Source organism: Bradyrhizobium sp. 4 (assembly GCF_023100905.1).
Lineage (GTDB): Bacteria > Pseudomonadota > Alphaproteobacteria > Rhizobiales > Xanthobacteraceae > Bradyrhizobium.
In genome coordinates, this window is the sequence record NZ_CP064686.1 from 2,331,634 (window position 1) to 2,349,635 (window position 18,002).

Annotated in this window: 17 protein-coding genes; 8 read left to right on the forward strand and 9 right to left on the reverse strand. The window is 63.7% G+C overall.

Features of this window, described 5'->3' with window-relative positions; genetic code table 11:
* Positions 1-47: 47 nt before the first annotated feature.
* Positions 48-1,478, forward strand: a complete 1,431-nt coding sequence (locus IVB45_RS10695; RefSeq protein ID WP_247360030.1) for an aldehyde dehydrogenase family protein — start codon at positions 48-50, stop codon at positions 1,476-1,478.
* A gap of 165 nt (positions 1,479-1,643) precedes the next feature.
* Here the strand turns inward: IVB45_RS10695 and IVB45_RS10700 are convergent, their stop codons facing one another.
* Positions 1,644-2,612 (reverse strand): SMP-30/gluconolactonase/LRE family protein, encoded by a 969-nt coding sequence (locus IVB45_RS10700; protein WP_247360029.1) that lies wholly within the window; start codon positions 2,610-2,612, stop codon positions 1,644-1,646.
* A gap of 89 nt (positions 2,613-2,701) precedes the next feature.
* Between IVB45_RS10700 and IVB45_RS10705 the strand changes: the two genes are divergently transcribed.
* Positions 2,702-3,523 carry an NAD(P)-dependent oxidoreductase gene (locus tag IVB45_RS10705; protein ID WP_247360028.1) on the forward strand — a complete coding sequence of 274 codons (822 nt, stop codon included), beginning with the start codon at positions 2,702-2,704 and terminating at the stop codon, positions 3,521-3,523.
* 38 nt (positions 3,524-3,561) lie between these two features.
* Here the strand turns inward: IVB45_RS10705 and IVB45_RS10710 are convergent, their stop codons facing one another.
* The 3 genes from IVB45_RS10710 to IVB45_RS10720 form a co-directional block, all read right to left on the reverse strand.
* Positions 3,562-4,833 carry an MFS transporter gene (locus IVB45_RS10710; RefSeq protein WP_247360027.1) on the reverse strand — a complete coding sequence of 424 codons (1,272 nt, stop codon included), beginning with the start codon at positions 4,831-4,833 and terminating at the stop codon, positions 3,562-3,564.
* Positions 4,834-4,974: 141 nt separating this feature from the next.
* The gene (locus IVB45_RS10715) at positions 4,975-5,805 is read right to left on the reverse strand and encodes a potassium channel family protein (protein ID WP_081747937.1); all 831 of its coding nucleotides are present in this window, start codon (positions 5,803-5,805) and stop codon (positions 4,975-4,977) included.
* A 108-nt stretch (positions 5,806-5,913) separates the two neighbouring features.
* Entirely contained in the window at positions 5,914-6,888 is a 975-nt protein-coding gene (locus tag IVB45_RS10720) for a transglutaminase family protein (RefSeq protein WP_247360026.1), read from the reverse strand.
* A gap of 161 nt (positions 6,889-7,049) precedes the next feature.
* On the opposite strand from IVB45_RS10720, the gene IVB45_RS10725 reads away from it, so the two are divergent.
* Positions 7,050-7,463: a hypothetical protein gene (locus IVB45_RS10725; RefSeq protein ID WP_247360025.1), complete on the forward strand. Its 414-nt coding sequence runs from the start codon at positions 7,050-7,052 to the stop codon at positions 7,461-7,463.
* Between the two features lie 66 nt (positions 7,464-7,529).
* Here the strand turns inward: IVB45_RS10725 and IVB45_RS10730 are convergent, their stop codons facing one another.
* On the reverse strand, positions 7,530-7,946 hold the full coding sequence (locus IVB45_RS10730) for a DUF1236 domain-containing protein (RefSeq protein ID WP_247360024.1): 417 nt from the start codon (positions 7,944-7,946) through the stop codon (positions 7,530-7,532).
* A 180-nt stretch (positions 7,947-8,126) separates the two neighbouring features.
* The gene (locus IVB45_RS10735; RefSeq protein ID WP_027568858.1) at positions 8,127-8,828 is read right to left on the reverse strand and encodes a GntR family transcriptional regulator; all 702 of its coding nucleotides are present in this window, start codon (positions 8,826-8,828) and stop codon (positions 8,127-8,129) included.
* Between the two features lie 175 nt (positions 8,829-9,003).
* Between IVB45_RS10735 and IVB45_RS10740 the strand changes: the two genes are divergently transcribed.
* The 4 genes from IVB45_RS10740 (at position 9,004) to IVB45_RS10755 (ending at position 13,848) form a co-directional block, all read left to right on the forward strand.
* A complete protein-coding gene (locus IVB45_RS10740) occupies positions 9,004-10,722 on the forward strand; it encodes an IlvD/Edd family dehydratase (RefSeq protein ID WP_247360168.1) in 1,719 nt (572 codons plus the stop codon).
* 62 nt (positions 10,723-10,784) lie between these two features.
* A complete protein-coding gene (locus IVB45_RS10745; protein ID WP_247360023.1) occupies positions 10,785-11,780 on the forward strand; it encodes a TRAP transporter substrate-binding protein in 996 nt (331 codons plus the stop codon).
* Positions 11,781-11,929: 149 nt separating this feature from the next.
* Positions 11,930-12,511 (forward strand): TRAP transporter small permease subunit, encoded by a 582-nt coding sequence (locus IVB45_RS10750; RefSeq protein ID WP_027568861.1) that lies wholly within the window; start codon positions 11,930-11,932, stop codon positions 12,509-12,511.
* Positions 12,508-13,848 (forward strand): TRAP transporter large permease, encoded by a 1,341-nt coding sequence (locus IVB45_RS10755; RefSeq protein ID WP_027568862.1) that lies wholly within the window; start codon positions 12,508-12,510, stop codon positions 13,846-13,848. Before IVB45_RS10750 ends, IVB45_RS10755 begins: the two co-directional genes overlap by 4 nt.
* Positions 13,849-13,851: 3 nt before the next feature.
* Here IVB45_RS10755 and IVB45_RS10760 read toward each other — a convergent pair whose 3' ends face one another.
* Positions 13,852-14,646 carry an enoyl-CoA hydratase-related protein gene (locus tag IVB45_RS10760; RefSeq protein ID WP_247360022.1) on the reverse strand — a complete coding sequence of 265 codons (795 nt, stop codon included), beginning with the start codon at positions 14,644-14,646 and terminating at the stop codon, positions 13,852-13,854.
* A 223-nt stretch (positions 14,647-14,869) separates the two neighbouring features.
* On the opposite strand from IVB45_RS10760, the gene IVB45_RS10765 reads away from it, so the two are divergent.
* Positions 14,870-16,090 (forward strand): FAD-dependent oxidoreductase, encoded by a 1,221-nt coding sequence (locus tag IVB45_RS10765; RefSeq protein WP_247360021.1) that lies wholly within the window; start codon positions 14,870-14,872, stop codon positions 16,088-16,090.
* Here IVB45_RS10765 and IVB45_RS10770 read toward each other — a convergent pair whose 3' ends face one another.
* Positions 16,091-17,008 (reverse strand): ribokinase, encoded by a 918-nt coding sequence (locus tag IVB45_RS10770; RefSeq protein ID WP_247360020.1) that lies wholly within the window; start codon positions 17,006-17,008, stop codon positions 16,091-16,093.
* Positions 17,009-17,026: 18 nt separating this feature from the next.
* Entirely contained in the window at positions 17,027-17,920 is an 894-nt protein-coding gene (locus tag IVB45_RS10775; RefSeq protein WP_007593904.1) for a sugar kinase, read from the reverse strand.
* Positions 17,921-18,002: the final 82 nt, after the last annotated feature.

The following is an 18,002-nucleotide window of genomic DNA, read 5'->3' on the forward strand; positions in this document are numbered from 1 at the left end:
GATGCCTGCCGAAACGCCCCCTCCAAGCCCCCAAGAAGAGGTTCACTATGGTCAATCGCATGCAGTTCTACATCGACGGCGCCTGGGTCGATCCCGCCGTCAAGAAGTCCACCGCCGTGGTCAATCCGGCGACGGAAGAGGCGATGTACGAGGTTGCGCTGGGCTCCAAGGCCGACGTTGACAAAGCCGTCGCCGCCGCCAAGCGCGCGTTCGTGACGTTCTCCCAGACCAGCCGTGACGAGCGCGTCGCGCTGCTGACGAAAGTCATCGAGATTTATAAGGGCCGCCTCAAGGAGATCGGTGCCGCCGTCTCCGACGAGATGGGCGCGCCGCTGCCGATGGCCGAAAAGCTCCAGGCCGGCGCCGGCCTCGGCCACCTCATGACCACGCTCGACGTGCTCAAGAACTATCATTTCGAGGAACCGGTCGGCACCGCCATGGTGCTGCGCGAGCCGGTCGGCGTGGTCGGCATGATCACGCCCTGGAACTGGCCGCTCAACCAGATCGCCTGCAAGGTCGCGCCCGCGCTCGCCGCCGGCTGCACCATGATCCTGAAGCCATCGGAGTTCACCCCGACCTCGGCCTTGATCTTTGCGGAAATCCTCCATGAAGCCGGCGTGCCGAAGGGCGTGTTCAACCTCGTCAACGGTCTCGGCCCCGAGGTCGGCGCCGCCATGAGCGAGCACCCCGATATCGACATGATCTCGTTCACCGGCTCGACCCGCGCCGGCATCGACGTGGCCAAGCGTGCGGCACCGACCGTGAAGCGCGTCAGCCAGGAGCTCGGTGGCAAGTCGCCGAACGTCATCCTCGAAGGCGCCGACCTCACCAAGGCGGTGACCGGCGGCGTGATGCACATGTTCAACAACTCCGGCCAGTCCTGCAACGCGCCCTCGCGCATGATCGTGCCGGCCTCGAAGATGAAGGAAGTCGCCGCGATCGCGAAGGCCGTCGCCGACAAGACCAAGGCGGGCGATCCGCGCGCCGAAGGCACCACCATCGGCCCGGTCGTCAACCGCGGCCAGTGGGACAAGATCCAGGGGCTGATCAAGAAGGGTATCGACGAGGGCGCAACGCTCGTGTCCGGCGGCCCGGGCCTGCCCGAGGGCGTCAACAAGGGCTTCTATGTCCGCCCGACCATCTTCGCCGACGTCACCCCTGACATGACGATCGCCCGCGAAGAAATCTTCGGACCGGTGCTCACCATCATCGGCGCCAAGGACGAAGCCGAGGCCGTGCATATCGCCAACGACACGCCGTATGGCCTTGCCGGCTACGTCTCGGGCGCTTCGGTCGAGGACGCCAAGCGCGTCGGCCGACAGATCCGCGCCGGTAACGTCAACCTCCAGGGCGTGCCCAATGACCGCTCCGCGCCGTTCGGCGGCTACAAGCAGTCGGGCAACGGCCGCGAGTGGGGCAAGTACGGCCTCGAGGACTTCCTCGAAGTGAAGGCCGTCGCGGGCTTCAACGCGGCGTAATCTCTAGCGCCTGGGTGAACAAAACGCCGGAGCGGGCAACCGCTCCGGCGTTTTTCGTTCCATCATTGCGAGCGAAGCGAAGCATTCCAGAATCTTTCCGAGGGTGCAGTCTGGATTGCTTCGTCGCAAGAGCTCCTCGCAATGACGAAGAGAGAGTTGGGAAGCCTATCCCCCCACCGCGCCCTGCGTGTTCACATACAACGCGTAGATCGACTGGCTCGCGGCCATGAACAGGCGATTGCGCTTGACGCCACCGAAGCAGAGATTGGCGCAGCGCTCGGGCAGGGCGATGCGGCCGATCATGACGCCGTCGGGCGCGAACACCACGACGCCGTCGAGTTCGGGATCGCCCATGCCCCAGCCGCACCAGAGATTGCCGTCGATGTCGCAGCGCATGCCATCCGGCGTGCCCGGGCCTGCGTCGATGAAGACGCGCTTGTTCGAGATCGTGGTGCCATCCGCCGAGACGTCATAGGCGAGGATCTTGCGGTTCGGCACGCCGCGTGATTCCACGACGTAGAGGATTTTCTCGTCCGGCGAGAAGCACAGCCCGTTCGGCCCGAGCACGCCTTCGGCAACGATGGTCGCCTTGCCGGTCGCGGGATCGAGCCTGTAGACGTTCGGCTCGATCTCGGGCTCGGCCTTGTAGCCCTCGTAATTGCCGAGCAGGCCGAAGGTGGGATCGGTGAACCAGACCGCGCCGTCGGACTTCACCACGACGTCGTTCGGTGAGTTGAGCTTCTTGCCGCCAAAGGAATCCATCAGCACGGTGATGTTGCCGTCATATTCGGTGCGGGTGACGCGTCGCCCGCCATGCTCGCAGGTGACAAGCCGGCCCTGGCGATCCCTGGTGTTGCCGTTGGCGAAATTGGAGGGCTTGCGGAACACTGAGACCGCACCGGTCTCCTCCTCCCATTTGATAATGCGCTGGTTCGGGATGTCGCTGCACAGGAGATAACGACCATCGCCGAACCACACCGGACCCTCGGCCCAGCGCATGCCGGTCGTCAGCCGCTCCACCGCCGAGAGCTTCAACCAGTATTTTTCGAAGCGGGGATCGAGTGCTTTTATCGCGGGATCGGGGTAATAGGTCGCTGGCCGCCAGCCTTGAGTGTGGGACGATGCCTCATTCATGTCGGTTCTCTCGTTTCGTTCCCTCTGGACAATCCAGCTATCATTAGAGACACGTGACGGCAAATCGGTCGCCAAAGACGAGGAATGACATGCGCATCTTGATGACGGGAGCTTCGGGTGGAATCGGCACGCGGCTGCGGACATTGCTGCCGCCGATCTATCCGGACCTGCTGCTCAGCGACATCCGCCCGCCGGCCGACCTCGGCCCCAACGAGCAATTCAAGGCGGCGGATCTCTCCGACCTTGCCCAGTGCGAGGCGATCTGCGAGGGCGTCGACGGCATCATCCATTTCGGCGGCTATTCGGTCGAAGGTCCCTGGAACGACATCCTCCAGGCCAACATCATCGGCGGCTACAATCTGTTCGAGGCAGCGTATCGCAAGGGCGTCAAGCGCGTGGTGTTCGCCTCCTCGAACCATGCCGTCGGATTCTATCCCCGTCACCACAAGATCGGCACCGACGTGACCCCACGCCCCGACGGCCGCTATGGCGTCAGCAAGGTGTTCGGCGAAGCGGTCGGCGCGCTCTATGCCGACAAGCATGGCCTGAAGGTGACTTGCCTTCGCATTGGCAATTTCGGCGACGTACCGCTGGACCTCCGCCGGATCTCGATCTGGCTGAAGCCGGAAGATCTGGTGCAGCTCTGCCGGATCGGGCTCGAGCATCCCGACATTCATTTCGAGATCTTCTACGGCGTGTCCCTGAACGAGCGCGCGTGGTGGGACAACCACCGCGCCTACGAGTTCGGCTACCGCCCCACGGGGCGCTCCGAGGACCACGTGGCGCATGCGATGGCCGAGCAGGCCAAGCTGAAGCCCGATCCGGTCGGCGATCACTATCAGGGCGGCGCGTTCTGCAGCAACGAGTTCGACGGCGACACAAGTCGGATCATTGATTGGAATAAGCGGTAGGAGCGCATTCGCAAATCCAGGGCGTCGGAATCGATGCCCTAGACAACGCGCTTGCCGGCCTGGGCTGCGATGGGCCGCTGCACAAAGTACATCAGGATCAGGGAAATCAACGCAGTCGTCACGACGACGTATCCCAGCCGGTCGAAATGCCGCAGCGTGCCGTCGGCGTCCTGCGCGATCAGCGCGGCGGCGAGCACGGAGCCGAGCCCGCCGGAGAGCTGTTGCAGCGACGCGCCGACCGCGCTGAAGGAGCCGCGTTGCGCCGGCTCGGGGATTGCGGAAATCAGCGCCTGCGACGGGATCATGCGCGAGAAGATGCCGACGAACATCAGGACGTTGACCAGGATCGCGACCGTCAGACTCACCTCGCCGAGATGGGTGTAGATCAGCACCATGACGATGGACATGGCGCTGCCGAAGACGAAGGTCGGGTATTTGCCGAAGGCATCGCTCGCGCGTCCCACCAAGGGGCCGATGACAATGCTGAACAGGCCGGAGACGAGATAGATCGTCGGCAGATGCACGATGTCGATGCCGAGATTGTGCACGGTGTAGGCGCTGCCGAACGGCATCAGCATGTAGCCGCCGGTCGCCAGCAGGGTCGTCACCGAGAACGCCATCCAATAACGCGGCTGCGAGACCGTTGCGATCAGATGCCGAAACGGGTTTCGATCCTGCTTCAGCCCGAGATGGCCGTTCACCGGCTTCATCAGGAACATCACGGCGGCCATGCCGATCACCGACAGGCCGACCAGTGCGCCGAACGCGACATGCCAGTTCCACTGGTTGGCGAGGAAAAGACCGGCCGGGATGCCCAGCACCTGGCTTGCAGCGAAGGCGGTTTGCACGAAACCCATGACGCGGCCGCGCAATTGCAGCCCAAACAGATCGGTGACGATGGCGAGCACGACCGAGCCGATCACGCCGCCGAACAGGCCGGTCACGATCCGCCCCAGCAGCAACAGGTGATAGTTGGGCGCGATCGCGCAAAGCGCCGTGCCAAGCGTGAAGCCGGCGTAGAAGAACAACAGCAGCCGCTTGCGATCGAACCGGTCGGCAAAGCCGGCCGCCAGGATGCCGGAAATTCCCGCGCTGAACGCATAGGCCGAGACCGCCACGCCGAACTGGGCGGCGGAAATATCGAGCGCCGGCATCATGATGGCGCCGAGCGGCGACATGATCATGAAATCGATGATGATCGTGAACTGGACCAGCGCCAGCAGCGCGACGAGGACCGCCTGGTAGCGCGAGAAGCCGCGAGGTGGCGCTTGCCGCTCGGCGATCGGCTCCGTCAGAGTTTGTTCCGTCATGGCATTTCGTTCGGGAGGGAGATGGATGGGGACGCGGGACGTGGCGCCGGAGCCCGGCCCCTATCTATTTCGGCTTTGCGAAATTTCGATGGCTTGACAAACAGTTTTAATGCCTGTCCCGGCACTCGGGCCGGCATGGGCCTAGTCCGCGCCTTCATCGGGAATGTTCAACACGGTCCCGCAGGCCTTGCAATGCACCGCGTCGACATCGTGGCGCTGCAGACCGCAGACAGCGCAGGGGAAGCGTACCTTGGAGGGCGCGAGCAATGCCTTGGCGAGATTCAGGAAAAGGGTCACGCCAAAGATCATGATGACGACGGTTATCAGGCGTCCGACAGTTCCGGGCAGGGTGATGTCACCGAAGCCGGTCGTCGTTAGCGCCGTGACCGTGAAGTAGAGCGCGTCGGCATAGTGGGCGATCTGATTGTTGTGAGACCTCTGGGTCTCGTAGACGATCCCCGTCATCACAAAAATGAACACCCCGAGGTTGGCGACCGCAAAGACGACTTCCTCATTTCGCCGAAAGAAGGGGCTGTCGACCCGCAGACGTGCCACCATTTGGTAGTCGCGCAGCAGTCGCAATGTTCGAAATGCGCGCAGGAAGCCGCCGGCTTCTCCTGTGAGTGGTGCAAGGAACGAAACAATGACGATGATGTCGGTCCAGGTCGAAAGTCGCGCAAGGTCACGCAGCGGCTGACGGCTGATGATCATCCGTGCGGAGAAGTCTGCAAGGATCAAGACACCGAACACAACATCGAGCGACTCAATAGCCCTGTTGCGAGGCAGGAACGACGTCGCAATGATGAATAGAACCGTGACGATATCAAGCACGAGCAAGCCATATCGGAATCTTATGCAGCCGAAAGTGTCGCCTTCATAAAGTTGTCGGATCCTGCTCTTCAGGAGCTCAAATGGGGCGGAGGCAGAGTCGAGCGCCGCACGTTCCCTCGTGTTGTTGCGATCAAGCACCATGGTCAGCGATTGCCGATTGTCTTGCTCGGGCTGTCTGCCCGCCGAGAAAATGAGGTGGTCAAGCAGCGTCAGGAGAGGAAGTGACCGCCGCGCCTATCTCTCGGCATCCTATCCCTCCGAAGGATCGAGCATTTCGCCGATCTTGTTAACGGCGACGTTGATCGACATGCCGAGGTAGTCGCCGGGGTCGCCAAACCACGAGCCGGCCAGCGGCACGGCCTGGCCCGGATGCCGCGCAATGGCCACAGGGATCAGGTCGAAGCCGGCGCTCAGGCTGTTGGTTGGGTCGTAATCCAGCCAGCCGGCACCGGGCAGGAACACCTGCACCCACGCGTGGGTCGCGCCGGAGCCGGTCATGCCGACGGCGCCGCCATCGAGCGCCGCGTCGTAGAGATAGCCGCTGACGAAGCGGGATGCGAAGCCGAGCCGACGCAAGGTCTCGATCATCAACCAGGCGAAGTCCCGGCATGTACCTGATCTCGTGCGCAGTGTTTCGCTCGGGGGTTGGGTGCCTTCGGCCTCTCTTCCGCGATAGCTGAACTCGCTGCGGAACATGCCCAGCATACGGCGCAGCACGTCGACGGTCCGGTCCTGATCGCCGGCGACAAAGCTCTTGGTCCAGCTCGCATGGCTGCCGTCTGCATCGTCAGCATGCGGACGCAGGTAACCTGCAAGGTCGGTCCATTCGTCCGGGGTATACTGCACGGGAACCTCTTCGGCCCGGGGCTCCAGCGGAAACGTCTCCAGACCCTTAATGCCGAAATAGATGCCGCGAACCTTGAACGTGAATGTCAGTTCGCTGCCGGGTTCGCTGAATTCCATCACCGTGACGGCATTGGAGCGGGAGTCGGTGACCCAATGCACCTTTGATGGCAGGCTGGTCCGAGCGGACCAACGAAGCAGTCGGGTCGAGGAGCCGCGCCGCGGCAGGAACATCGCTCGGTGCGTGCCGAACGTAACCGGCTTTGCGTAGCGGTAGGTCGTGGTGTGTGTGATCTCGCCAATGATCGCCATGCATTGATCCGCTTCGATGTCTCGCGCCTGCGAGCTGGCGACGCCGCTTGCTGTGGTGCGGTTGGTCAAGCCAAACGGCGGCTGAATCGTTTTCCCCACAGGGCGAGCGCATACAAGGTCCCGAGCCTTCGCTTTGGCCGTCCCGGCCCATTGATCTAGATCAACGTTGCTCTGGTTATCTGGCTCTCGATCTGCGCGATCGTAATTCGGCATTCGGTGCCTTGATCACAATGAAAATCAAATTGGCAGCCGTCGTACTGCTCGCGCTGATCATGTCGGGACCGGCGCGAGCCGCGATGCTCAGCGACGCCGAGGCGACGTTCCTCGACCAGCTCGTCACCGCGTCCGCGGTGCTCGAACAACGATGTGTCGGCTACGAAGTCAATGGTGCCGGCAGTGTCCAGCTCGGCGCCCGACTTCTCGGCAGCACGGATGCCGCGATGGCGATGATCGAGGCCCATTCTGCGGCCATCAAGGCCCGCGATGGCGAGACCTCCGATCCCGGTAAATTTCGCCCCGAAGTGTCCGACGCGGCCGCCAAAACGTTCAGGCGCGTCCGGACCGATCTGATCAGAAACCCGAAGAGAGCCTGCGTCGACTATGGCGATGCCAGCGTGGATCGCGGTCTGCTGAGGCGGTACTGAACCGGGACTTGAGGGATTTAGATCTGCGCAAACGAAAGGGCCGTCTCGAAAGACGGCCCTTGGTTGTTATTCGACAATCTCGACGACCCGGTGGGTTCGCGGTTCGACCAGAACCGTGCGACCGTTCACCACCGTGTAACGATACTCACGGGCGCCGTACTCGGGTGGCACCTCGTAATAGGTCACGCCCTCCTCCGGAAGAACCGCCCCGACTCTCACATCCTCGCGGTACTGATATGAGGGCCGCCGCTGTTCGACGACGTAGGAGTGAAAGCGAGGACGTTGATCGACGCCAAGGACTCCCGCCACGCCGCCAACGACGCCGCCGACTACGCCACCCACAACTGCACCGACAGGCCCTGCCGCTCGCTCACCATCCCGCGCACCGCGTTCGACGCCTCCGGGAACGCCCTGGGCCTGGGTCGTTACGGGAAGCAGGACGGCGACGGCAACAGCGGCGGCTCCGACTAAACGGCAAATCATGGCAGCTCCTATGGTGGGGGATTGGTGCAAGACCAAGTACCAAGCCGACCATAGGTTCCCCAGAAGTCATGGACTGCGGGCGTTATTGCCCGAATGGGCTCGTGCGGCCTGCAATTGCGGGCAATCCAGCGCGCCCTTACCGCGTAAACTGCAGCACCGCGAGAAGCGAACGTCTCCCATCTATGAACGCGGGCCCTGCTGTTCGGCTTGCTCACCCGCAATCCGCGCCAGGTAATCCTTCTTGCTGAACTGCATGTGATCCACACACAGCTGCGCCAGCGCCCAGCTGTCACGGCCCTTCAACAGCTCGATCATCAGCTCGTGCTGGCGCTGTGATTGCGCGAGGCCGTCTCGGTCGGCGAGGTTCTTGGCGCGCATCGGCAACGTCAGGTTCATGTAGTCCTGCAGCGAGCGCACCAGATAGGGATTGCCGCAGGCCGAGAACAGCGCGAGGTGGAAGGCGTCGTTGGCCTCGTGGATGCCGCGCAGGTCCTGCAAATCCGCTCTCGCGCAATATTGCCGCTGCAATGCGGAGAGCTCGTCGATCAGGCCTTGCGGAGCGGGCAGGGGGATCATCAACGCCGCCTGCCGGGTCAGCATCTCCCGGACCTCGTAGATCTGCCCGACCTCTTCGGCCGAGTAGAACCGCACGGTGGCGCCGACATTCTTCTCGCGGCGGACGATGCCGCGGCGCTCCGCATCCACCAGCGCCTGGCGCACGAAGTGCCGCGAGGTGCCGTAAGCCGACATCAGCGCGTCTTCCGTGAGGCGCGCGCCCGGCGCGAGCCGGCCGAAGATGATGTCCTCCTCGAGCCGCGCGACGATGTCGTCCGGATCGTCGCGCCGGACCGTCATGGCTTCTGCGGTGTGAGTGTCGGACATGCCCTCGGCCTCCCGGCGCTTGGCCGGTCCGTACTGTGGAGCAGGCAAGGCTCAGATTGTCAATAATTTGGTCGTCACCAGGGCGCCAATGGCGAAAATGCCAAGTTTGATGTCTGCCTTATTGACAATCAAGGGGCAGGCTGTACGACAATGACCCGATGATGGGAGTGGTATGATGACGAGTGGGTTGCGCAAAGGGCTGACGAGCTATGGCGATGCCGGCTTCTCGCTGTTTCTGCGCAAGGCGTTCATCAAGGCCATGGGCTATTCCGACGACGCGCTCGAGCGCCCGATCGTCGGCATCACCAACACCTACAGCGACTACAATCCCTGCCACGGCAACGTCCCGCAGATCATCGAGGCCGCCAAGCGCGGCGTGATGCTGTCGGGCGCGATGCCGTTCGTATTCCCGACTATCTCGATCGCCGAGAGCTTTGCGCATCCGACCTCGATGTATCTGCGCAATCTGATGGCGATGGACACCGAGGAGATGATCCGGGCCCAGCCGATGGATTCGGTGATCGTCATTGGCGGCTGCGACAAGACACTGCCGGCGCAGGTGATGGCCGCGATCAGCGCCGATCTGCCGACGGTGGTCATTCCCGTTGGCCCCATGGTGGTTGGTCATCACAAGGGCGAGGTGCTGGGCGCCTGCACTGATTGCCGCCGTCTCTGGGGCAAGTATCGCGCCGGCGAAATGGACGATGTCGAGATCGAGGCGGTCAACGGCCGCCTCGCACCATCGGTCGGCACCTGCATGGTGATGGGCACGGCCTCCACCATGGCTTGCATGATCGAGGCCATGGGCCTGTCGCTGCCTATGAGCGCGACGATCCCCGCGCCGCATGCCGAGCGTTTTCGCCTTGCCGAGGCGAGCGGCAAGGTCGCTGCCGAGATGGCCAAGACCAAGGGACCGAAGCCAAGTGAAGTGCTGACGCCGGCATCTTTCAAGAACGCGCAGGTCGTGCTCCAGGCCATCGGCGGCTCGACCAATGGCCTGATCCATCTCACCGCGATGGCGCATCGCTCGCCGCACCGGCTCGATCTCGGTGTCTTCGACCAGATCGGCCGCGAGGTGCCGGTGCTGGTCGATCTCAAACCGTCCGGCGAGCATTACATGGAGCATTTTCATCATGCCGGTGGCGTGCCGAAGTTGCTGGCGCAGCTTGGCGATCTCGTCGATCTCGATGCGAGGACGATCACGGGCGAGAGCCTGCGCGACGTCGTCGCGAAGGCGGAAGACGTGCCCGGCCAGGACGTGATCCGTCCGCGCGCCAATCCGATCAAGAAGGAAGGCGGCCTCGCCGTCCTGCACGGTAATCTCGCCCCGCGCGGCGCGGTCATCAAGCAGTCGGCTGCAAGCCCGAAACTGTTGCAGCACACCGGGCGTGCGGTGGTGTTCGAATCCGTCGAGGACATGACGCTCCGGGTTGACGATCCCGATCTCGACGTCACCGCCGATGACGTGCTGGTGCTGCGCAACGCCGGCCCCAAGGGGGCGCCCGGCATGCCCGAGGCGGGCTATCTGCCTATCCCGAAGAAGCTCGCGCGTGGCGGTACCAAGGACATGGTGCGCATTTCGGATGCGCGCATGAGCGGCACCGCGTTCGGCACCATCGTGCTGCACGTCACGCCGGAATCCGCCGTGGGCGGGCCGCTGGCGCTGGTGCAGAACGGCGACATGATCCGCCTCGACGTCGCCAAGCGCAGCATCGAGCTTCTCGTCGATGCTACCGAGCTCGAACGGCGGCGCGGCGCGTTGAAACCCGCGGCTACGCCGGACGAGGCGCGGCGCGGCTATGCCTGGCTATTCAACGAGACCATCATGCAGGCCGACGAGGGCTGCGATTTCGATTTTATGCAGAGAACTGGGAAGAAGACGGATAAGGGGTGACCAACCACCCGAACGAACGCTCAGACCGCTAAAGCGGCGAGCGATAAAACAAGGGGGAAACGATGATTGCACGATCCATGCTTGGGCTGGCGGCAACGGCCGCTGTTCTTTTCGTCACGGGCGCATCGGCGCAGGAGGTGAAGCATTATCGCTTTGCCTACGACCAGCCGCGCAATACCGGCTATTCCATCGCGGGCGACCTCTTTGCCGAAAAGCTCAAGGAATTGAGCAAAGGCACCATGATCATCGATCAATATCCGGGTGCGCAGCTCGGGCAGGAACCGCAGGTGCTCCAGCTCGTGAAGGCGGGCGACGTCGAATTTGCGATCATCTCCTCGGCGAACACCGCGACGATCTCGCCGCAAGCGGGCGTGATGTCGTTGCACTTCCTGTTCCGCGACGAGAACCACGTGGTCAAGGGTCTGGCCGATCCAAAAGTGTTCGAGGCGCTCAAGACCATGATCGACGAGACCACACAGGGCCTGCATGTGATCGCGACCGGCTCGCAGGGCGTGCGCCACATGTACTCCAAGAAGGAGATCCACAATGTCGGCGACATCAAGGGCCTGAAGATCCGGGTGCAGGCGACCGCGACCGAGGACACCATGTTCCCGGCCTACGGCGCCCAGACCGTGCACATGCCGTTCGGCAGCGTCTACACGAGCCTGCAGACCGGCGTCGTCGACGTCGCCGAGAACAGCATCAACGTCTACCTCGTCAACAAGCACTACGAGGTCGCTCCGGTCCTGAACATCACCGAGCACGAGGCCAACAACGCGCTGGTATTTATCTCCGACAAGCTCTGGCAGAGCCTGTCGGCCGAGCAGAAGGGCTGGGTGCAGGCAGCGGGGAACGAGGTCAGCTCCAAGGAGCCGCAGAAGGCCTTCGACCTCGAACGCACCGCCGCAGAGAAGCTGAAGAAGATGGGCGTGAAGATCGTCGACAACGTCGACAAGAAGACCTTCACGGCGGTCGCCGATCCCTATCTCGGCAAGCTCGCCAAGGAGCTCGGCCCGCACGCCGAGAAGATCAAGGATTTGATCCGCTCGATCAATTAGGCCGCGTAGCGTTGCCTCCGCGTCGTCCCGGCGAAAACCGGGACCCATACGCCGCGGCGGAGCTTGGGGCAGGATAGCCGCCAGCTTGCTTTGACCACACGCAGCTGGGGGTATGGGTCCCGGCTTTCGCCGGGACGACGGGGATAGTGATGACCATCGCCGACAAACTGCTGGTGCAACGCCAGCGTCACCTCAAATGGCGCGGGCTCGACTGGCTCGAGCTCGCGCTGATGATCCTCTGCGGCGTGCTCTGCTTCGGCTTCTCGCTGTCGGTGACCGCCGACATCGTCACCCGCACCATCGGCCATCCCTGGCTATGGCTCCAGGAAGTCACGTCGACGCTGTTCATCTACGCGATCTTCGTCGGCACCGCGGCTGCGACCCGGCGCAACGACCACCTCTATCTCACCGCAATCTCCGAGGCGATGCACGGCACGCCGCGTCTGATCGTCGAAATCATCATCCGCATCGTGGTGCTCGGCGTCGCCTTCTGCCTGATCTTGTACGGCTATCAGAACTATCTTCGCGGCTTCGGCAGTTTTCGCCTGCCATCGGGCACGCCGATCGCCTCGCTCTACGCGATTATTCCGCTCTCCGGCGTGCTGGTTGGCCTGTTCACCATCGAGCAGCTCGTCAACGGTCTGCGCAACGGCTTTGACCACCCCGAGCCGCCCGAAGAGGATGGCGGGGCACCTGTCATCACCGACGTACAGATGAGGGCGCAGCCGTGAGCGCACCCATCGTTCTGGCGTTGATGACGGTCTGCTTTCTGTCCTTCGGCTATCTCGGCGTGCCAGTGCCGTTCTCGCTGATGGCCGGCGTCTTCATCGGCGCGCTCCTGTCGGACGTCTCGCTCGCCGCTATCATTCAGAAAGTCTTCGACGGCGTCGATTCCGAGGCGCTGCTGGCGATCCCCTTTTTCCTGCTGGTCGGCGAGCTCATGAGCTCGGCCAATGTGGTGGTTCGAATAGCCAACCTCTCGGTGTCCCTGGTTGGCCACATCAGAGGCGGCCTGTCGCAGGTCGTGGTGGTCTTCAGCATGTTCTTCTCGGAAATGTCGGGCTCGACCACCGCCGACGTCGCGGTGATGAGCCGCGCGCTGGGCGGCCCGATGAAGCGCGAGGGCTACGAGCCCGCCTTCATCGCCGCCATCATCGCATCCGCCTCGACGATTGCGGCACTGGTGCCGCCGAGCATCACCGCGGTGGTCTATGGCGCGGTCGGCAACGTCTCGATCGCCGGCCTGTTCATGGCGGGCGTCGTGCCGGGCCTGATGATCGGCTTCGGCTTGATGATCTACTGCTATTTCTTCGGTCCGTCCGGCCTGCGCAAGCCGCGCGCGCCGCTGCGGCAGGTGGTGTTCGCGGCCGGCGATGCGGCGCTACCGCTGATGATCCCGGTGATCCTGTTGGGGGGCATTCTGACCGGCTGGTTCACGCCGACGGAAGCCGGCGTCGTCGCCGTGGTCTGGATTGTCGTGGTCGTGATCCCCGCGCTCAACCGCGGGCATATCAGGAAGATTCCGTACGATTTCTGTCTTGCGGGCCTGATCTTCTCGCTGCCGCTGATCACGATCGGCGCCGCCAATGCCTTCGGCTGGATGCTCGCCTATTTGCGCGGTGCAAGCTACATCGCCGAAGTCATCACCTCGCTCGCCGGCAACGATCCGCATCTGATCATGTTGCTGATGGTACTGCTGTTCACGGTCGTCGGCGATTTCATCGAACCGGTACCGACCATCATCATCTTCATGCCGCTGGTCAACACGCTGACGGAAGCCGGCGACATCAACGCCGTTCACATGGGCGTGGTGCTGATCGCCACGCTCGCCTTCGGACTGATCACGCCGCCTTATGGCCTGGTGCTGCTGATGGCGTCGAAATTCGTCGGCGTCAGTTTCGCAAAGGCGCTACGCGCCGCGTTGCCGATCTATCTGGTCTTCCTCGGGACGATCGCGTTCGCGATCTACTTCCCGAGCGTGGTGCTGTGGCTGCCGCGGCAGGTGCTCCCCGAGTCGGTCGGCTGCTTCAAGTCCCCCGCAGGGACGGGGTACATCTGTCCGCAGTGAGAACTACTTGCTCTTGCTCGTGAACTTCTTCACGGCGGCGCGAAACTCCTCCGTGTTCATCGCCATGATGATCTTGTGCTCCTCGGCGTCGAGCTGCTGCTTCACCGGCGTGGTGGCGGCCTGGTAGATCAGCGATTTGGTGCCGGCAATCGCGGCCGGCGGGTTCTGCGCCAGCCGCACGGCGAGAGTTCGCGTTGCCGCCTTCAGCTCGGCGGCGGGAACGACCTTCGCAACCAGGCCCCATTCATGGGCCTGCTGCGCGGTGAAATTGTCCTCGGCGAGGAAAATCTGGAGCGCGCGGCGCGGGCCGACCGTGTTGACGATGCCGACCGTGGATCCGCCATCCGGCGACACGCCGATCTTGGCGTAGGCAGGCGTGAATTTGGCATCCTCCGCGGCGATGCAGAGGTCGGTGACGAAGGCGAGGCCCATGCCGGCGCCGGCCGCCGAGCCGTGCACGCTGGACAGCGAGATCTTCGGCATGCGCCGGATGATCTCGATGAAGGCATGATAGTGCTTCAACAGCTCGCCGACGACAGGCGTCACCGTGCCAGCTTCGGCCGCGGCGCCGATCGTCTGCAGATCTCCGCCGGCCGAGAAGGCGCGGCCTTCGCCTTCGAGGACCACGACCCTGATATCGTCGGCGCCCTCAAGGTAGGCCGCGAGCTGTTCGAGCTTTTGTGCAATCGCCAGATTGATCGAGTTGAACGCGGCGGGCCGGTTGAGCGTGATGGTCGCGATCGGGCCATCGATTCGCAGCAAGGCGGGATCGTCGGGTCGTGAGACGGGAGCGGTCATCGGAAATCCCCGGCATGAGGTCGATGCACGAACTAAATCGCAGAAGGCGAGGGGTGACAATCCCCGCCTGGTCCTCTTGCGCAAGCGGGAACGATAGGCTCAAATGGGCAGGCCTTCGTTTAGGGACGGACACGAGCGCCGGCTCCTCCTAGGCTAGCAAGCCAAAATCAGAGAGAGGAGACGACATGGGTGACGCTCGTGTCTTGCGGAAATGGGCTGTCCAATGACGGATGGTCCGGTGGTCGTTATCGGTGCCGGCCATGGCGGCTACCAGGTCGCGGCATCGCTGCGCCAGGCAGGATTTTCCGCGCCCATCTGCCTGGTCAATGACGAGGCGCATCTGCCCTATCAGCGGCCGCCGCTGTCCAAGGCCTACATCAAGGGTTCGTCCGGGCCGGAGAGCCTGATGTTCCGGCCGGAGAAATTCTACCAGGACCAGAGCATCGAGCTCGTGGCGGGCCGCGCGGTGTCGATCGACCGCGCGGGGCGCAAGGTGCTGCTCGCCTCGGGCAGGACGCTGCCCTATGGCCACCTCGTGCTGGCGACCGGCGCGCGCAACCGGCTACTCGATCTGCCTAATGCCAATCTCCCCGACGTGAAATATTTGCGCATCCTCGACGAGAGCGAGGCTCTGCGAGAGATCATCCCGTCGAAGACGCGGGTGGTGGTGATCGGCGCCGGCTTCATCGGCCTCGAATTCGCGTCCACCGCGCGCATCAAGGGCCTCGAGGTCGATGTGCTCGAACTCGCCCCGCGCGTGATGGCGCGCGCGGTGACGGCGGAGGTCTCGGAGTATTTTCAGGCGCGGCATCGCGAGGCCGGCATCCGCATTCACCTCGGCGTGCAGGCAACATCCATCGAGGCAGAGGGCGGCAAGGTCACCGGCGTCTCCTTGAGCGACGGAAGGCATCTGCCGGCGGATCTCGTCGTGGTCGGCGTCGGCGTGCTGCCGAACATCGAGCTTGCGGCGGAGGCGGGGCTGCCGGTCGCGGCCGGTATCATCGTCGACGAATATCTCTCGACGGCCGATCCCGATATCTCCGCGATCGGCGATTGCGCGCTGTTCGCAAGCCCGCGCTTCGGCGGTTCGCTGCGGGTCGAATCGGTGCAGAATGCCACTGATCACGCGCGCTGCCTCGCGGCGCGGCTGACCGGCGACCGCAAGGCCTATGACAGCCATCCCTGGTTCTGGAGCGACCAGGGCGAGGACAAGCTCCAGATCGCAGGCCTCACCACCGGCTACGACCGCGTCGTGCTACGCGGCGATCCCGCCAAGAAGGCGTTCTCGGCGTTCTGCTACAAGGGCGACAGCCTGCTCGGCATCGAATCGATCAACCGTGCCGGCGACCACATGTTCGGCCGCCGCCTGTTCGGCCTGGATCGCTCGATCACGCCGGAGCAGGCCGCCGATGAAAGCTTTGACCTGAAGGGCGCGCTGGCGTGATCAGCCGGCGTTGAGGACGGCGGCGACTTCCCCGGCCGTCGGCATTGACGGCCCCGCGCCCATGCGCTGCACGGAGATCGAGGCGGCGGCATTGGCGAAGGCGAGTGCCGCGCGCAAGTCGACGCGGTCGGCAAGTTGCGCCGCGAGCGCTCCCACAAAACAATCGCCTGCGCCTGTGGTGTCGACCGCCTTCACCACGCGGCCGGGCACCGAAATCTCCTCGCGTCCCGCGAGCGCCAGCACGCCGCGCTTGCCGAGGGTCACGCAGATAGTCTGGTCCTCGCGCGCCTGAAGTTTTCGTGCGACGTCGAGGATGCGCGCTGCCTCGTCACTGTCGGACAACTCCACGCCGGCGAGGAGGCCGAGCTCGGTCTCGTTCAGCACGAGGATGTCGACGAGCGCGAGCAATTCGCCCGACATGGTTTGTGCCGGGGCCGGATTGAGCAGCGTCGTGGCGCCAATGTCGCGAGCCTGCTGGAAGAACGCGGCGATCGTCGGCAGCGGGATCTCGAATTGACTGACCGCGACATCGCCTTTCGTCAGCGGGACGGTCGCGACGTCGTCGATGCCGACGAGCGCATTGCTGCCGGGAATGACGACGATGGTGTTGTCGGCGTCTGCGACCGTGATGATGGCGGTGCCGGTGTGCGCCTCGGCCGCCTCCTGGAGGTAGCCGAGATCGATGCCTTGCGCGCCGAGGAACGTCCTCAGCTCACCGCCGAACGAATCCTTGCCCAGCCGGCCGATCAGCGTGGTCCGCGCGCCAAGTCGCGACGCCGCCACCGCCTGGTTGGCGCCCTTGCCACCCGGAAAATAGAGCACCTGCTTGCCGGCGACGGTCTCGCCGACTTTCGGATGGCGATCGGCTGTCGCCACGACATCCATGTTGATGCTGCCGGCGACGAAGACGCGCCCCATGAGATACCTCGGCGAACGCTAGACCCTGACCTCGAACTCGTGCCTGACTTTTGCGATGTCGACAAGCGTCGGCAGGCCGGCTTCGTTGCCAAGGCGCTGGATCTTGAAGGTCGAGGCTGCCCGGGCAAAATCGAAATGCTCGCGCCAGCTTTTGCCGGGATGGGCAAGATAGGAATAGACATAGGCGCCGTGGAAGACGTCGCCTGCGCCGTTGGTGTCGATCACGCGCTCGCGTGGGATCGGCATCGCCGGCATCACCTGCACCGTTCCGGTCTCGTCGTACCAGAGCAGGCCCTTCTCGCCCATTGTGATGCCGCCGATCTTGCAGCCGCGGCTCTTGAGGTAATCCAGCATCTTCTCCGGCGTCAGATCCATCTGCTCGCACAGGCGCTCGGCAACGATGGCGACGTCGATGAATTCCAATAGCTCATGCGTGTTGGTGCGAAGGCCGCCACCGTCGAGCGAGGTCAAGATGCCGGCCTCGCGGCAGACTTTCGCGTAGTGGATCGCGGCATCGGGTTGATGGCCGTCGACATGCAGCGCGCGGCAGCCGCCGAGATTGAGCATCGGGAACGGATGGATGTGGTCGTCGTCGCGGCAGCGGACGATGGCGCGCTTGCCGTCCTTTGGCATGATGAAGGAGAGCGAGGACTGGTTGACCTTCCGCCCATGCAGCGAGATCGCATATTTCGCGCACATGTCCATGAACATGCGGCCGAGCCAGTCATTGGCCGCGGTGGCGATGAGATCGGGCACGATGCCGAGCTTGGCGCAGCAGAACGCCGCGGTCACCGCATTGCCGCCGAAGGAAACCGCGTAGTCGGAGGCCACGTGCTTCTCGTCGCCGGTCGGCATGTGGTCGGTGATGAAGACGACGTCGATATAGGTCTGTCCGATGAAGAGAGCCTGCATTGCTTGTCCGTGATGCGCTTTGTGGTCCCGGCCGGCGTGCTTACTGTAACACCGGTTCCGCCGCGGGACCGCTGAAATTATT

Bases quoted from the DNA above. Each gene is read 5' to 3' on its own strand.
- IVB45_RS10695 (WP_247360030.1), top strand. From the start codon at position 48: ATGGTCAATCGCATGCAGTTCTACATCGACGGCGCCTGGGTCGATCCC.
- IVB45_RS10700 (WP_247360029.1), bottom strand. From the start codon at position 2,612: ATGAATGAGGCATCGTCCCACACTCAAGGCTGGCGGCCAGCGACCTAT.
- IVB45_RS10705 (WP_247360028.1), top strand. From the start codon at position 2,702: ATGCGCATCTTGATGACGGGAGCTTCGGGTGGAATCGGCACGCGGCTG.
- IVB45_RS10710 (WP_247360027.1), bottom strand. From the start codon at position 4,833: ATGACGGAACAAACTCTGACGGAGCCGATCGCCGAGCGGCAAGCGCCA.
- IVB45_RS10715 (WP_081747937.1), bottom strand. From the start codon at position 5,805: ATGGTGCTTGATCGCAACAACACGAGGGAACGTGCGGCGCTCGACTCT.
- IVB45_RS10725 (WP_247360025.1), top strand. From the start codon at position 7,050: ATGAAAATCAAATTGGCAGCCGTCGTACTGCTCGCGCTGATCATGTCG.
- IVB45_RS10730 (WP_247360024.1), bottom strand. From the start codon at position 7,946: ATGATTTGCCGTTTAGTCGGAGCCGCCGCTGTTGCCGTCGCCGTCCTG.
- IVB45_RS10735 (WP_027568858.1), bottom strand. From the start codon at position 8,828: ATGTCCGACACTCACACCGCAGAAGCCATGACGGTCCGGCGCGACGAT.
- IVB45_RS10740 (WP_247360168.1), top strand. From the start codon at position 9,004: ATGACGAGTGGGTTGCGCAAAGGGCTGACGAGCTATGGCGATGCCGGC.
- IVB45_RS10745 (WP_247360023.1), top strand. From the start codon at position 10,785: ATGATTGCACGATCCATGCTTGGGCTGGCGGCAACGGCCGCTGTTCTT.
- IVB45_RS10750 (WP_027568861.1), top strand. From the start codon at position 11,930: ATGACCATCGCCGACAAACTGCTGGTGCAACGCCAGCGTCACCTCAAA.
- IVB45_RS10760 (WP_247360022.1), bottom strand. From the start codon at position 14,646: ATGACCGCTCCCGTCTCACGACCCGACGATCCCGCCTTGCTGCGAATC.
- IVB45_RS10765 (WP_247360021.1), top strand. From the start codon at position 14,870: ATGACGGATGGTCCGGTGGTCGTTATCGGTGCCGGCCATGGCGGCTAC.
- IVB45_RS10770 (WP_247360020.1), bottom strand. From the start codon at position 17,008: ATGGGGCGCGTCTTCGTCGCCGGCAGCATCAACATGGATGTCGTGGCG.
- IVB45_RS10775 (WP_007593904.1), bottom strand. From the start codon at position 17,920: ATGCAGGCTCTCTTCATCGGACAGACCTATATCGACGTCGTCTTCATC.